14 protein-coding genes are annotated in these 15,092 nt (G+C 58.3%); 1 reads left to right on the top strand and 13 read right to left on the bottom strand.

Features of this window, described 5'->3' with window-relative positions; all coding sequences use genetic code 11:
• Window positions 1-36 precede the first annotated feature (36 nt).
• The 13 genes from THISIDRAFT_RS01825 to THISIDRAFT_RS01765 all read right to left on the bottom strand — a co-directional run bounded on the left by THISIDRAFT_RS01825 (window position 37) and on the right by THISIDRAFT_RS01765 (window position 12,144).
• A complete protein-coding gene (locus THISIDRAFT_RS01825; RefSeq protein WP_139063941.1) occupies window positions 37-255 on the bottom strand; it encodes a hypothetical protein in 219 nt (72 codons plus the stop codon).
• Window positions 256-359: 104 nt separating this feature from the next.
• Entirely contained in the window at window positions 360-995 is a 636-nt protein-coding gene (locus THISIDRAFT_RS01820; protein ID WP_006786270.1) for a V-type ATP synthase subunit D, read from the bottom strand.
• On the bottom strand, window positions 992-2,410 hold the full coding sequence (locus THISIDRAFT_RS01815; protein WP_006786269.1) for a V-type ATP synthase subunit B: 1,419 nt from the start codon (window positions 2,408-2,410) through the stop codon (window positions 992-994). The genes THISIDRAFT_RS01820 and THISIDRAFT_RS01815 overlap by 4 nt, the downstream gene beginning before the upstream one ends.
• Before the next feature lie 11 nt (window positions 2,411-2,421).
• The gene (locus THISIDRAFT_RS01810) at window positions 2,422-4,212 is read right to left on the bottom strand and encodes a V-type ATP synthase subunit A (RefSeq protein ID WP_006786268.1); all 1,791 of its coding nucleotides are present in this window, start codon (window positions 4,210-4,212) and stop codon (window positions 2,422-2,424) included.
• Entirely contained in the window at window positions 4,205-4,855 is a 651-nt protein-coding gene (locus THISIDRAFT_RS01805; RefSeq protein WP_006786267.1) for a V-type ATP synthase subunit E, read from the bottom strand. Before THISIDRAFT_RS01805 ends, THISIDRAFT_RS01810 begins: the two co-directional genes overlap by 8 nt.
• On the bottom strand, window positions 4,852-5,208 hold the full coding sequence (locus THISIDRAFT_RS01800; protein WP_006786266.1) for a V-type ATP synthase subunit F: 357 nt from the start codon (window positions 5,206-5,208) through the stop codon (window positions 4,852-4,854). The genes THISIDRAFT_RS01805 and THISIDRAFT_RS01800 overlap by 4 nt, the downstream gene beginning before the upstream one ends.
• 15 nt (window positions 5,209-5,223) lie before the next feature.
• Window positions 5,224-5,676, bottom strand: coding sequence for an ATP synthase subunit C (locus THISIDRAFT_RS01795; protein WP_006786265.1), 453 nt, complete (start codon window positions 5,674-5,676; stop codon window positions 5,224-5,226).
• 186 nt (window positions 5,677-5,862) lie between these two features.
• Window positions 5,863-7,746: a tRNA uridine-5-carboxymethylaminomethyl(34) synthesis enzyme MnmG gene (gene mnmG, locus THISIDRAFT_RS01790; protein WP_006786264.1), complete on the bottom strand. Its 1,884-nt coding sequence runs from the start codon at window positions 7,744-7,746 to the stop codon at window positions 5,863-5,865.
• Window positions 7,747-8,101: 355 nt separating this feature from the next.
• Window positions 8,102-9,448, bottom strand: coding sequence for an acetyl-CoA carboxylase biotin carboxylase subunit (gene accC / locus THISIDRAFT_RS01785; RefSeq protein WP_006786263.1), 1,347 nt, complete (start codon window positions 9,446-9,448; stop codon window positions 8,102-8,104).
• A gap of 13 nt (window positions 9,449-9,461) precedes the next feature.
• On the bottom strand, window positions 9,462-9,932 hold the full coding sequence (accB, locus tag THISIDRAFT_RS01780; protein WP_006786262.1) for an acetyl-CoA carboxylase biotin carboxyl carrier protein: 471 nt from the start codon (window positions 9,930-9,932) through the stop codon (window positions 9,462-9,464).
• Between the two features lie 6 nt (window positions 9,933-9,938).
• Complete coding sequence (aroQ, locus tag THISIDRAFT_RS01775) at window positions 9,939-10,382, bottom strand: type II 3-dehydroquinate dehydratase (protein ID WP_006786261.1); 444 nt, start codon at window positions 10,380-10,382, stop codon at window positions 9,939-9,941.
• A 268-nt stretch (window positions 10,383-10,650) separates the two neighbouring features.
• On the bottom strand, window positions 10,651-11,484 hold the full coding sequence (locus THISIDRAFT_RS01770) for an FGGY-family carbohydrate kinase (protein WP_006786260.1): 834 nt from the start codon (window positions 11,482-11,484) through the stop codon (window positions 10,651-10,653).
• Between the two features lie 213 nt (window positions 11,485-11,697).
• Window positions 11,698-12,144, bottom strand: coding sequence for an FGGY family carbohydrate kinase (locus tag THISIDRAFT_RS01765; RefSeq protein WP_006786259.1), 447 nt, complete (start codon window positions 12,142-12,144; stop codon window positions 11,698-11,700).
• 193 nt (window positions 12,145-12,337) lie between these two features.
• Between THISIDRAFT_RS01765 and THISIDRAFT_RS01760 the strand changes: the two genes are divergently transcribed.
• The gene (locus THISIDRAFT_RS01760; RefSeq protein ID WP_006786258.1) at window positions 12,338-15,019 is read left to right on the top strand and encodes a bifunctional acetate--CoA ligase family protein/GNAT family N-acetyltransferase; all 2,682 of its coding nucleotides are present in this window, start codon (window positions 12,338-12,340) and stop codon (window positions 15,017-15,019) included.
• Window positions 15,020-15,092 lie beyond the last annotated feature (73 nt).

The following is a 15,092-nucleotide window of genomic DNA, read 5'->3' as shown; positions in this document are numbered from 1 at the left end:
CCAAACAGTTTGGGCGGTTTTGGGAAGGTAGGAAGTCTAATACTTAGGCGTGTACTTATCTACAGCCTGAGATATTTCAATTTTTACTTTAAAAACATGCATTTGCAGACTAAAAGAAAGCGGGTGACGGCAAAGATCTTGATATTTATGAGCAATCCCAAAGCCTTTGGGAAGCAAAAAACTTACAGGTTCTGCAGGTATATTGCAGGGGATAATTCTAGCACATCGCGCCCGGCCTGACAGATCGGCATCCATTCCTGACCGCTCACAGCAGCTGCTGTGTGGCGTTTTTATGGCCTTGCTCGAAAGGCTGCTCCGCACTCCCATAGGCTGGCGCGGCGGCCGGGATTTTTATCGGCTCAAACGGTGTGGTTGGCGTCTTCGCGTTGGGCGTGGAGTTGTTTGATCTGAAACAGGGTGTTGCGTTCATCTTCTTCCAGGCTGCCCTGAATGAAGCGCACGGTGGCCTGATAGCGCGGGATGATGTTGTATTTGAGGGCGTTGACCCGCTTTTGAGTTTTGCGCTGTTCTTTTAACAGGCGCCACAGTGAGGTTTCCGACTCGGCCAGGCGGGCGAGCATGACGGCGGCTTCTTGCAGTTTGAGGCGGGTTTCGTCAAAGCTTGAGTCGGTCCACATGAGGCCCACGGGTTTGAGTGGGCAGGTTTCGACCTGCACCGAGGGGTATTCCACGCCCAGATTGCTGCGCGGCAGGATGCGTACCTTTAAGGCGGGTTGCAAGCCCGTGGCAGCCTGGCGCAGGCGACGACCGCCCATGCGCATTTGACAGATGGCCAGCCAGTGATAGGCTTCGGCCAGCTTTTCGCGGGTTTCGTTGCGCAGGCGGCGGTATTCGGCCAGATGTTCATAGACCAGGCGGGTGAGCAGTTCACGCTTGCGTTCCAGCAGATCATGTCCCTGCTGTAAAAATACCAGTTGGCGTTTGGTTTGCAGCAGGGCGCTTTTGGTCGGGGAGATTTTCAGGCGGCGGCTCATGCGACCAGGGCCTCGCTATCGCTTGCCGGGCTGCGGTCTTCGCTCCAGTTATGCGAACGGGCCAGATCGGCCTCGCTGACGCGGGTGAGTTCGCTGGGGGGCAACAAGGATAAGACCTCCCAGGCAATTTCCAGGGTTTCGATGATGGAGCGGTCTTGCTCTTCGCCCTGGCCGATGAAGCGGCGTTCAAACAGTTTGGCGAAGTCCATGTATTGGCGGTCGCGCTGGGACAGTTCTTCGGCGCCGACAATGGAGGCCAGATTGCGCACTTCCAGCGCCCGGGCGTAGGAGGCGTAGAGCTGGCTGGCGACGCGGGCGTGGTCGTCGCGGGTGTATTGTGCGCCGATGCCGTCTTTCATCAGGCGCGATAAAGAGGGCGGCACATGGATCGGTGGGTAGATGCCCTGGCCGTGTAATTCACGCGAGAGCACGATTTGCCCCTCGGTGATGTAGCCGGTCAAATCGGGGATGGGATGGGTGATGTCGTCTGAGGGCATGGATAACACCGGCACCATGGTGATGGAGCCGTGGCGGTCGCGAATCCGTCCGGCGCGTTCGTAGATTTCGGCCAGATCGGAATACAGATACCCCGGATAGCCTTTGCGTGAGGGGACATCGCCCTTGGCGGTAGCGACTTCGCGCAGCGCCTCGGCATAATGGGTCATGTCGGTGATCACCACCAGCACATGCAAATCCAGATCAAAGGCCAGATATTCAGCCACGGTCAGCGCGGTGCGCGGCAGGATCAGGCGTTCAATCGGCGGATCATCGGCCAGATTGGTGAACATCACCACGTTGCGCAAGACGCCGCTGGATTCAAAGCTTTGGCGGAAAAAGCGCTCATCGGCATGGGAGATGCCCATCGCAGCGAAAACCACGGCAAAATTGCTTTCCTCGCCGGGGAGCTTGGCCTGGCGCACCAGTTGCGCGACCAGGCGGTTATGCGGCAGACCTGAGCCGGAAAACACCGGCAGCTTTTGCCCGCGTACCAGGGAATTGAGGCCGTCAATGCCGGAAAGTCCGGTCTGGATGAATTCCTTGGGATAGGCCCGCGCCGCCGGATTGACCGCCGAGCCGTTGACATTGCGTTTGGTCTGGCTGATCAAGGCCGGGCGGCCATCACGCGGCTTGCCCACGCCATTAAAGATGCGCCCAAGAATGGCCGGTGAGAGCGTGACCTCGAAGGGTTCTTCGAGAAAACGCACCCAAGTGCGCTCCAAGTCCAGTCCGTCAGTACCCTCAAAGACCTGGATCAGCACCATCTCGGTGGTGGTGCGGATCACCTGCCCATTGCGCACCTGTCCCTGATGATCGCGCACCTGCACGCGATCCCCATTGCGCACCCCGCTCAAGCCTTTCATAAACAGCAGGCCACCACGGGCGGCGCTGGCGTAACGGTATTCTTTTTCTCTCATGAAAAAAACCTCTATGCGGCGGGCTGTTTCACCGGGACAGCGAGATATTCCTGATCCAGTGCGCTGAAGATGTCGTCAATCTCTTGCGCAAAGGCATTCATCTCATCAAGCTGCTCGCTGCTGTATTGACTCTTGAGGCGCTTGGCCGTGGCCAGCAGGGGCAATTCCAGCAGGCGCTGCACGGAAGCCCCTTGGGCCAACAGACGCTGGCCGCGCTGATAAAGATTGAGCAATAGCTCCAGCAGGCGAAATTGCTTTTGCGGCGAGCAGTAGCTGTCGATCTCATCCAGGGCGCTTTGCTGCAAAAAGCCCTCGCGAATCACCTGCGCCCCGGCCAGTTCCCAGCGTTGCTGTGAAGACAGCGCCTCGGGGCCAACCAGATTGACAATGCGCGCCAGTTCATCAGCCCGCGACAAAATCCCCAAGGCTTCGGCGCGCAGGCGTTCCCAGCGAGTATCCACGGATTCCGACCACCACGCGGCGGCATCCTGAATATAGCCCGAAAAGCTGTCAGCCCAGTCCACGGAGGGATAGTGACGGGCATCGGCCAGTTCTTTGGACAAGGCCCAGAAGGTTTGAATGATCTCTTTGGTGTGGCTGGTCACGGGTTCGGAAAAATCACCGCCGGGCGGGGAAACCGCGCCAATCAGCGTGACAGAACCACTGCCCTCGCCGCCGAGCAGATCCACGCACCCGGCCCGCTCATAAAACGCCGCCAGCCGTGAGGCCAGATAGGCCGGATAGCCTTCCTCCACTGGCATTTGTCCCAGCCGCCCGCTGACCTCGCGCAAAGCCTCTGCCCAGCGGGAGGTGGAATCCGCCACCATCACCACATCATAGCCCTGGTCGCGGTAGTATTCGGCCATCGTTACGCCCACATAAATCGAGGCCTCCCGCGCCACCACCGGCATATTCGAGGTATTGGCCACCAGCAGGGTGCGCTCCATCAGCGAGCGACCCGTATGCGGATCAATCAGTTCGGGGAAGGTTTCGAGAATGTCCACCAGTTCGTTGCCGCGTTCGCCGCAGCCGACATAGATCACGATATCGGCATTAGACCAGCGGGCAATCTGCTGCTGCACCATGGTTTTGCCCGCTCCGAAGGGGCCCGGTACGGCGGCTTTCCCGCCTTTGATCAGCGGGAAGAAAGTATCCAGTACGCGCTGCCCGGTGAGCAGAGGCTTGCCCACAGCACTGCGGCGCAGATAGGGGCGCGGTTTGCGCACCGGCCAGCGCTGGTAAAAGCGCAAGGAGTGGATCTGGCCTTTGCTATCCTGTACCCGTGCCGCGATTTCCTCAATGGTATAGTCGCCTTGCGGTGCCAGTTCCAGCAGTTCGCCGTCAATGTCCGGCGGAACCAGAATGCGATGCTCAATACTTTGGGTTTCGCGCACCGTGCCCAGCGCTTGCCCGCCCTGAATGCGTTGGCCGGTCTTGAGCAGCGGATTGGGGACAAATGGCCAGCGCTTCTCCCGATCCAGCGCCGGGGGATGTACGCCACGCCCGATAAAATCGCCACTTTGGGCGGCAATGGCGGTCAGCGGGCGCTGAATTCCGTCCAGAATCTGCCCCAGTAAGCCGGGGCCCAATTCCACCGACAAGGGATGTCCCAGCGCCTCCACCGATTCACCGGGGCGCAGCGCTTCGGTGGATTCATAGACCTGCACCACTGCGCATTCCTGCTCGCGTCCGATCACTTCGCCCAACAGGCCCAGCTCGCCGAGGCGCACCTGCTCACCGATCAAGACCTCCGGCAGATGCACAATCACAATCGGGCCATTGATATCTACCACCTTAGCCATTCAAAAGCCCTCCGGCCTCCGGCAGCGTCGCAAATAATCGCTGCACTGCCACTTGCTGTACTGCCATTTCCAGACGCTCCAGACGACCTTCAAAGGTTTGATCAATGCGCTCACGCCCGGCCTCATCCTGCACCACCAGCCCGCCGATGCAATCCAGCGTCTCTTCATCCAGCGTTACCTGACGGTGTGGCACATATTCGGCGCTCCAGCTCTCCCAACGCTTGTTCAGGCGTTTATGATCCGCTGCATTCACCCGCACAATCAGCGGTTTATCCTCAATGGCCTGGGCGCTGCGTGCCAAAAACTGGCCAAGTACCGGTAGATAGCGCTGTTCATCACGGGTAAATTGCTTGATTTCCTCAAGTGCCGAGAGCATCACCCCCTGAATCAGGGCAAAGCGTAGCCGGTCCATATCGGCCTGTAGCTGCAACTCACCGGCCTGGGTCAACTGGCGATAGGTACGATCGCCTAAACTTTTGGCCGCCAGCATCTCGCGCTCTTCGCGCAGACGCAGATGATAGTTGGTATCACGGATGATCTGCTCGCGCCCAGTATCCGCCCGCCCCAGATATTCCTGGGCAAGGTTGCGCGCCCGCGCCAGCAAGGCATGTTCCAGTTCCGCGATATGATTTTCGCTGATCACGTTTTTTGCTCCAGAGCAGAAGGACCCAAGACGCTTTGCACCAGATGCTCCACTTCCGGGTGAAAATCCGTTGGATTATGCAGTTCGGGAATCTCCACCACCACGATCTGCGCCTGCTGATTGCGGATATGCTCCAGAATCGGACAGGGACAACGCGCCAGGCGGTTTTCCAGCAATAACAGCGTGGGCACACGACTGCGCACCACCGTCTCCAGTAAGGTGGCCAGTGCCTCACACTGCACATCCGGATAGGTTTCAAAGCCAATCAGCCCAAACCCTTCCACCAGCGGCGCCGAGCCAATGGCGATAAAGCGCGTGGGGGCAGTGTCTTGTACAGGGGATGCTGCATACATGAGCGATTCTCAGGCCTAACCAATCGCGCCCAGCATCAGGATGGTGACCACCAGGCCATAAATCGCAATCCCTTCTGCCAGCCCCAGATACACCAGACTGCGCCCAAAGATCTCGGGTTTTTCGCTGATCGCGGCAATGGCGGCGCTGCCCACCGGCCCCACGGCAATCCCCGCGCCCACCGTGGCAAACGCCGTTGGAATGCCGGCGCCAATCATGGCCAGACCCATGCCGATGGAGATCTCATTGACCCCCTGTGATACTGCGTCACTGGCCATGACCTGCTGAAAGGCCACGAACACCAGCAAGGCTTGCGCACTGACAAAGGTCAGCAAATTTGCCCCCAAAATCCCTTTCATGCGCCGCACCACACGGGTGTTATCCGGCTTGGGCGGATTCATATCATAATAAATCCCCGCCGCGATCATCCCCACCAAAGCCACCGTCATTAACGCCAAGACCCAATACATACGCTCAAATCTCCCCAAAAATCTGCAAAAATTGCGTTAAACAATCGCCATCAGCCCCAAACCGGCCTGCGTATGCCCAGCACACTGACAGCAGACCGGCCCAAGCCAAGGCCAAAAATAGCGCCTGTATCCTGACACAGCCCGGCGGATTATTCCATACTCAAGCTGGGAGTGCCGTTAAATGCGTTATCCCGCTGCGGATTTGCGCAGTCGTTTGAGGTGTACCAGCAGCAAAGACACCGCCGCCGGGGTAATACCGGGAATACGTGAAGCCTGGCCGACGGTGTGAGGTCGGTGACTGGCCAGTTTCTGGCGCACCTCATGAGACAGGCCCGCAATGTCTTGATAATCAATGTCATTGGGCAGGATCGTGGCCTCATAGCGACTCAGCCGCTCGACTTCTTCCTGCTGGCGTTTGATGTAGCCAGCATATTTAATCTGAATCTCCACCTGCTCGGCGGTATCGCCGGTGGCCAGGCCGGGGGTGAGTCCGTCCAGCTGCGCCAATGCGGCATAGCTCAACTCCGGACGGCGCAACAGCTCCAGCAGGCTGTGTTCCCGGGCCAGCTCGCCGGTTAGCGGTATCAAGGCGTGGGCGGCGGGGCTGTTGGGTTGCACGAAGGTGCTGGCCAGGCGCTGCGTTTCGCGCTCGATGGCCTCGCGCTTCTTGCTGAAGGCGTGCCAGCGGCTGTCATCCACCGTGCCCAGTTCGCGACCGATGGGCGTCAGGCGCAGATCGGCGTTATCTTCGCGCAGCAGCAGGCGGTATTCAGCGCGGCTGGTGAACATGCGATAGGGCTCGTTGGTGCCTCGGGTGATCAGATCATCCACCATCACGCCGATATAGGCTTCATCGCGGCGCGGATACCAGGCCGGTTGTGCCTGTACCCGCCGGGCGGCATTGATCCCGGCAAGCAGGCCCTGTGCCCCGGCCTCTTCATAGCCGGTGGTGCCGTTGATCTGTCCGGCCAGAAACAGCCCTGCCAAGGTGCGGGTTTCCAGGCTGGGATAGAGTCCTCTGGGATCAAAGCAGTCATATTCAATCGCATAGCCGGGACGCAGGATATGCGCATTTTCAAAGCCGATGATCGAGCGCACCAGAGCCATTTGCACATCAAAGGGCAGGCTGGTGGAAATGCCATTGGGATACAGCTCATAGGTATCCAGCCCTTCCGGTTCGATAAAAATCTGATGGCTGTCTTTGTCGGCAAAGCGCACGATTTTGTCTTCAATCGAGGGACAATACCGTGGCCCGATGGACTCAATCACGCCGGTATATAGCGGCGAACGGTGCAGATTTTCGCGGATAATGGCATGTGTTTGCGCGGTGGTGCGGGTCATGTGACAACTGACTTGCGGCGGATGATCAGCCAGCGAACCCAGAAAGGAAAACACCGGGCGCGGGGTATCGCCGGGCTGTTCCTGCAATTGTGAGTAATCCAGGCTGCGGGCATCCAGGCGCGGCGGGGTGCCGGTTTTCAGGCGTGTCTGACCGGGTAATAGCTCCGCCAGCCGATGCGCCAGATGCACCGACGGTGGATCACCGGCCCGGCCCGCCGGATAGCGCGCCTCACCGATATGAATCAGACCCGCGAGAAAGGTGCCCACGGTTAGCACCACCGAGGGGGCATAAAAGCGCAGCCCGGCCTGCGTCACCACCCCGGCCACCCGCTCGCCGTGGACAATCAGATCGTCTACGCCCTGCTGAAACAGCCACAGATTCGGCTGATTTTCCAGCATGGTGCGTACCGCCGTTTTATACAGACGACGATCCGCCTGCGCCCGGGTGGCCCGCACCGCCGGCCCTTTGCTGCTGTTGAGGCGGCGAAAATGAATCCCGGCACGATCCGCCGCCTGGGCCATGATACCGCCCAGCGCGTCAATCTCTTTGACCAGATGGCCCTTGCCAATACCACCGATGGCCGGATTGCAGCTCATCTGGCCAATGGTTTCGATGTTGTGCGTCAGCAGCAGGGTTTGACAGCCCATCCGCGCTGCCACCGCTGCCGCTTCCACGCCCGCATGACCCCCACCGACCACAATCACATCATACTGTGCAGAAAATACCATCGCTTAAACCTGTTATGCCCTTCATAAATGAAAATGTATCCAGCGCGCCCGGAGGCGGATCGAGGGGTTGTTTACATGCAGGATGTATCCTGTCTTCAAGTAAAGCGTCCGGGCGCTAAGGCCGGTGAAGCGGGCGCTGGCGGCGAAACGGCATGAGCCGGTCTATGCAAGACGGCATGGAGGTCATCATCATGTACGCATGAGCCGGACGCTTGGGCGGGCATCTGAATCGCCAATGCAATCAAATGCCCGGTGTGTGTACACTCTTTGGCCTGTAGGCGGCGAGTGTGCCGCTCAACGGGTGACGGCAAGGTTAGGTGTGCGTCATCGCCAGCCTTACGGGAAAAGGAGGATGTCAAAACTCTTGCTTGAGTTTTTTCTCAAGGTAGTGAATATCCGTACCGCCCGCCTGAAAGGCGGCGTCGTTGATCAGTTCCTTGTGCAAGGGGATATTGTGCTTGATACCTTCAATGACGATTTCTGAAAGCGCGCCGCGCATGCGGGCGATGGCGGTCTCACGGTCTGGGCCGTGGATGATCAGCTTGCCAATCATAGAATCATAATAAGGCGGCACAAAATAATTATTGTAGATATGCGTATCGACGCGCACCCCAATCCCGCCGGGGGCATGGAATTGTTTGATCAGACCGGGGGATGGCGTGAACTTGTGCGGATCTTCGGCATTGATGCGGCATTCGATGGCATGACCGCGCAGCACGATGTCATCTTGCGTAAAGGATAAAGGCAGGCCCGCAGCGATGCGGATCTGTTCGCAGACGATATCAATGCCAGTGATCATTTCGGTGACCGGATGTTCGACCTGCACCCGAGTGTTCATCTCGATAAAGAAAAACTCCCCGTTTTCGTATAAAAACTCGAAGGTGCCCGCGCCCCGGTAGTTCATGTCGCGACAGGCCCGCGTCACGCATTCGCCCATACGGCGGCGTTCTTCTTCGGTAATTCCCGGCGCAGGCGCCTCTTCGATCACCTTCTGATGACGCCGCTGCATGGAACAATCCCGCTCCCCCAGACTGACGACATTACCCTGTTGGTCAGCCAGCACCTGAAACTCGATATGGCGGGGCCGTTCCAGATATTTTTCCATATAGAGGGTCGGGTTACCAAAAGCCGCCTGCGCCTCGCCACGGGTGAGGGTAATGGCATTGATCAAGGCACCCTCGGCATGTACCACCCGCATCCCGCGCCCGCCGCCACCGCCCGCCGCCTTGATAATGACCGGATAGCCGATCTCCCGTGCCAGCTCGAGATTATCTTCCAATACCTGATTCAAGGCGCCATCAGAACCCGGCACACAGGGCACCCCGGCTTTTTTCATGGCATCTTTGGCGGCCACCTTATCGCCCATCTGACGGATATTTTCGGCACGCGGGCCGATAAAGACAAAGCCGCTGGATTCCACCCGCTCGGCAAAATCGGCATTTTCCGATAAAAAGCCATAGCCGGGATGAATCGCCTCGGCATCGGTGACCTCCGCCGCGCTGATAATGGCCGGGATGTTGAGGTAGCTTTCCGTGGAGTTGGCCGGGCCGATGCACACCGATTCATCGGCTAGGCGAACGTGCTTGAGATCGCGGTCGGCCTCGGAGTGAACCGCCACGGTTTTAATGCCCAGCTCGCGGCAGGCGCGTAAAACCCGCAAGGCAATCTCGCCGCGATTGGCGATGAGTATCTTATCAAACATGCTATACCCCTGATTACTCAATGATGAACAGGGGCTGGCCATATTCAACCGGCTGGCCATTTTCCACCAGACACGCCTTGATCACCCCGTTTTTATCCGCTTCGATCTGATTGAGCATCTTCATGGCCTCAATGATGCACAGCGTATCGCCGGAGGACACGGTCTGCCCGATTTCGGCAAAGGGCTTGGAGCCCGGTGTCGGGGCGCGGTAAAAGGTGCCCACCATGGGAGCCGTGACGGCATGCCCCAGATGGGCAGCGGGGGCGGCGTCCTCCGTGGTCACCGCAGGCGCGGATACTGCAGCGGTGGCGTGTGCCGGAGCTGGCGGGACCATCCCGTACATCTGCGGCATCATCATGGTGGGGGCATTGGAATGCGCCGCACGGGTAATCCGCACCGACTCCTCCCCTTCTTTGATCTCAATCTCGTTGATACCGGATTCTTCAAGTAATTCAATCAGTTTTTTTATTTTACGGATATCCATGTTAGCTCAATGGTTATGGGTCAGATGAATGGCAGCCTCAAGAGCCAGCGCGTAGCCCTTGGTGCCCAGGCCAATGATCACACCTGCGGCCACATCGGAAAAATACGAATGGTGCCGGAAAGGCTCGCGGGCATGCACATTGGATAAATGAATCTCGATAAAAGGAATCGCCACCCCCAGTAAAGCATCGCGCAAGGCAATGCTGGTATGGGTAAAGGCACCGGGATTGATCAAGATAAAACACACATCATCAAGCGCCGCCTGATGAACACGTTCAATCAGATGATGCTCCGCGTTGCTTTGAAAACACACCAGTTCCACGCCGGCCATGGCGGCCTGCTGGATCAGCCGGGCCTCAATCTCGGCCAGCCCTTCGCGCCCATACATCGTCGGCTCGCGTCGGCCCAGCAGGTTCAGATTAGGCCCGTTCAAGAGTAAAATTTTTTTCATACAAGGCGTGAAAAGGTATCTAAAATCTGGGTTAATGCGCTTATTCTGCGGATATCGCACCCAAGGGGAGATAAACGCACGGATTTTGCACCATCCACGGCGTCACTGTCCAGCGTGGATGGTGATGTGTGTGATGGGTTTAAATAATGTTTGTTCATCACAAAGTGGCGTCGGCTTCTAGCCGTCGCTTTTTTGCAGCGGCATCTGGAAGATGCTGCCACGTTTTTATAGCGCTTGGGTGCTCCGCGCTCCCAGAGGCAAAGCGCGGTCATTTTGATAAGCAAAGCATCGCGGCGCCCAAGGCGGCGGGGCGGTCGGGCAAGGGCTCAATGGGGACGCCGAGGATGCGCTGGCGAAGGTGTGTCCAGGCCGGATTTTGACTGCCGCCGCCCACGGTGAGGATGCGTTGCGGGTAGGGGGCGCCACAGGCGGCCAAATGGGCGTAGCCTTGGGCCTCAATCTGGGCAATGCCTTCCAGCAGTCCTTGCAGGAAGAGGGCGGGATCGGGTGGACGGGGGCTTAAACGCGGGACCATTGCGGGGTTGGCCAGCGGAAACCGTTCGCCGATGGCTGGCAATGGGTAGTAGTTCAGGCCGCTGGGGCGGGTGGGGTCGATGTGGGCGCTTAATGTCTGGATCTGTGCATCGCTGAAAAACTGGCGCAAGACCGAGCCACCGCTGTTGGAGGCTCCGCCGACCAGCCAATACTCCCCCAAGCGATGACTGTAAACCCCAATACTGGCGTCATTGACCGCAACCGGGCTTAGGATTTTCAAAACCAGGGTGCTGCCCAGCGAGGTGACGGCATCCCCCAGCGCACAGGCTCCGGTGGCGATAAAGGCGGCAGTGCTGTCGGTGGTGCCAGCGACCACTTGCGTGTCCGCCGACAGACCCGTTAATGCCGCGCTGGTTGCGCTTAGTGTGCCCAGCGGGGTGCCAGGTGCCAGTACCTGTGGCAAGTGTACTTCGGGAGGAATCAGTGCCTTGACCCAGGATGGCCACTGTTGTTGCTGCACATCAAAGCCCAGTTTTAGGGCATTATTCCAATCGCTATAGCCGATCTGTCCGCTAAGACGGGCGCTGAGCCAATCGGCCTGGTGCATCACCCAGCAAGGGATGCCTGGTTGACATCCTCCCCGTCCTTCCTGCCTGCGCCGAGACCTGCCAAATGCCTCAAAGAGACACCGGACTTACAGTTTCTCCACAGACTAACCCCGCCAGCCCGGCGGTTAAAATGAAGATAGCATCTATGTATTAAAGAGAGCGAGCTACCAAAGAGGAGGCCTCGGGAACAGGCGCACGCTTTGCGTGCTGCGCTATCCCTCCTTGGCCTTGCGGCCGGGGTTTCCCGCGCAAACTGATAAAAGCTTTGCCAGGCTGGCGCTGGCTCCGCGGGCTGGACTGGCGGAAGGTGCGTATCGCGCAATATAAGCGGCCTCGGATTTGGCGCGTTGATCACGATACATCAAGGCCGGCCCCAGGGGCTGAGCCTGGGCATCGGTCAATAAAACACTGGCTGAGGTAGCGTCAATGGCCAGGCGGGTGACGCGATAGTCTGTTAGTTGTGCAGACAGAGTACGCAATACCTCAATCAGCGCCTGCCACCAAAGCTGCGGATCTTGTTCATAATGATCCGTCTCGGGGCTTAACGGCGCAGGCAGTGCTTGCACAGCGCTGGCGATGATGCGGGCCTGAAGGTCGATGGCGATGGCACGGCACCCGGAGGTGCCCAGATCAACGCCGATTACGCAGGAGAATGACATGGGATCGGTTTCCTATTTTTTAAGACGCTGGCGCAGAGCCTATACGCTTGCCCGCAAAGGGCTTGGATCATGGGCCGGACTCAGGCGGCGTGATCTGTTTCGCAAAATCCCTGCTAGACCTTCAGGCGCATCTATTCCATACTATGCTGCAGTGCAATATATTTTAACCCGGAACCTGTCCGAGGATATGCTTATGGGCCCCCATTACCTGAACCGTTTTTTCTCCGCCAAGAGTATCGCGGTCATCGGTGCGAGCGAACGCGCAGATGCCGTCGGTTCGCTGGTGTTTGCTAATTTAATCAGTGCCGGTTATCAGGGCGATTTATACCCGATTAACCTCAAGCGTGACACCATCCAGGGCTACAAGGCGTATCCGGATGTCGAGGCCATTGGCCGCCCGGTTGATCTGGTGGTGATTGCCACCCCGGCACGTACCGTCCCGCCCTTGATCCGCCAATGCGGTGCTTTTGGTATCCGTTCGGCGGTGGTGTTATCTGCCGGATTTGGCGAGGCTGGCTCGGTTGGACGGCGCCTGCAAGAGGCCATGATTGATGCCGCACGGGAATATGACGTGCGCATCATCGGCCCCAACTGCCTGGGGATCATGCGCCCGTCGCAGGGCCTGAATGCCACCTTCAGTAAAAACAGCGCGCTGAAAGGCGATCTGGCGCTGGTGTCGCAATCTGGCGCCATCTGTACCGCCATTCTGGACTGGGCTGAAACGCAGCAGATCGGCTTTTCGGCGGTGGCCTCAATGGGCGATACCGCCGATGTGGATTTTGGCGATGTGCTGGATTATCTGGCGCTGGATCGCGAAACTCACAGCATTTTAGTGTATGTGGAAGGGGTGCGGAATGCCCGGCGCTTTATGAGCGGCCTGCGCGCAGCGGCACGCATTAAGCCGGTGATTGTGATCAAATCCGGGCGCAAGGAAGAAGGTTCGCGGGCGGCGATGTCGCATACCGGCGCGATTGTGGGGGCTGATGATGTCTTTGATGCCTCGCTGGAACGTGCCGGTGCGGTGCGCGCCCTGACCATCAGTCAGTTATTTTCCGCCGCCCGGATTCTGTCGAGTCGCTATCGTGTTGAAAGTAACCGTTTAGCCATCATCAGTAACGCCGGGGGTCCTGGCGTCATGGCGACTGACCGCGCGGTAGAGGTGGATATTGAGCTGGCACAGCTCACCCCGGAAAGCATCAAAGCACTCAATGAGGTTCTGCCAGATCACTGGTCACATGGCAACCCCATTGATATTCTCGGCGATGCCGATGCACCGCGCTACGAAAAAGCCATTTCCATCTGCCTAAGTGATCCCAATATTGACGGCGCTCTGGTCATGCTGACCCCGCAGGCCATGACCCAACCCACGGAGGTCGCGCAGGCAGTCATTGATGCGGCTAAAAAAACCGAAAAACCGGTGATGGCTTCATGGATGGGCGGTGAGCAGGTGCGTGCCGGGCGTGAATTATTCACCAAACATCATCTGCCGCATTTTTCCACCCCCGAGGCCTCGGTGGAAGCCTTTGCCTATCTGGCGGCGCATCAGCGCAACCAGAAGATGCTCTTGCAGGTCCCTGGCCCGCTGTCTGACCGGATTAAAACCGATGTTTCCGGGGCGCGCATGATCATTGAAGGTGCTCTGTCCGAAGGCCGCAAGACCCTGAGCACCATGGAATCCAAGGCGGTCTTGTCGGCTTTCCGCATTCCGGTGACCCAAACCGTGCAGGCGCGCAGTGCCAATGAGGCGCTCGTGGCTGCAGGTACTGTGGGTTATCCGGTGGCGATGAAAATCGACTCCCCCGATATTACGCATAAATCGGATGTGGGCGGGGTCAAGCTTAATATTGTCAGTGCCGAGGCAGTGCGCAGCGCCTATCAGGCGATGGTGGAAGAAGCCCGCCGGGTCGCTCCGCAGGCGCGTATTCAGGGCGTCACCGTGGAGCGCATGTATAAAAGTACCTACGGGCGTGAGCTGATGATCGGCGTTATCCGCGATCCGGCCTTTGGCCCTGTGGTCAGCTTTGGCTCGGGCGGCACCTCGGTAGAGGTCATGAAAGACCGCGCCGTCGCTCTGCCACCGCTCAATGAGTTCATCATTCAGAACATGATCGAACGCACCAAAGTGGCGCGGATGCTCAAGCAATTTCGCAATATGCCGCCGGTCGATACCGAGGCCCTGGAAATGGTCTTGCTGCGCGTTTCTGAAATGGCCTGCGAACTGCCCGAGATTCAGGAGCTCGACATCAACCCCCTGATTGTCGATGAACGTGGCCTGGCTGCCGTAGATGCCCGCATCTCGGTGGATTATCCGGCGCCGATGTCAGATCGCTATGCCCACATGGCGATTCATCCCTATCCGAATCACTGGGTCACGCAATGGCAATTATCGGACGGCACCACCTTGGTGATTCGCCCGATTCGCCCCGAAGATGCCAAGATTGAACAGGAATTCGTGCGCAAACTCTCGGCTGAATCGCGCTATTTCCGCTTCATGCAGGCCGTCCACGAACTCACGCCGCAGATGCTGGTGCGCTTTACCCAGATTGACTATGACCGCGAAATGGCGCTGATTGCCGTCCATGAACGCCCGGATGGTAGCGAACTGCAGGTCGCCGTAGCCCGTTATACCGCCAACCCTGACCAGCGCAGTTGCGAGTTTGCCCTGGCTGTTGCGGATGAATGGAAAGGCAAAGGTATCGGCTCACACCTGATGCACTATTTAATGGATGTGGCCAAGAAAAAAGGGATTGATGTGATGGAAGGTGAGATCTTGTCGCAAAACAGCAATATGCTCGCCCTGGTCAAACGCCTGAAATTCTCAACCCACGTCTCCCCCGAAGACGATAGCATCATCATGGCCAGTAAACGCCTCTAGGCGGATATCCTGAAAGGTAACGGCATCTTCCCGGATGCCGTTACTCGTGCGTTCGCCGTGGCTGGAAGTGCTG

The organism is Thiorhodospira sibirica ATCC 700588, from assembly GCF_000227725.2.
Taxonomy (GTDB): domain Bacteria; phylum Pseudomonadota; class Gammaproteobacteria; order Ectothiorhodospirales; family Ectothiorhodospiraceae; genus Thiorhodospira; species Thiorhodospira sibirica.
Note: the sequence above shows the minus strand (reverse complement) of the source record. Positions and strands in the feature narration are given on the sequence as shown.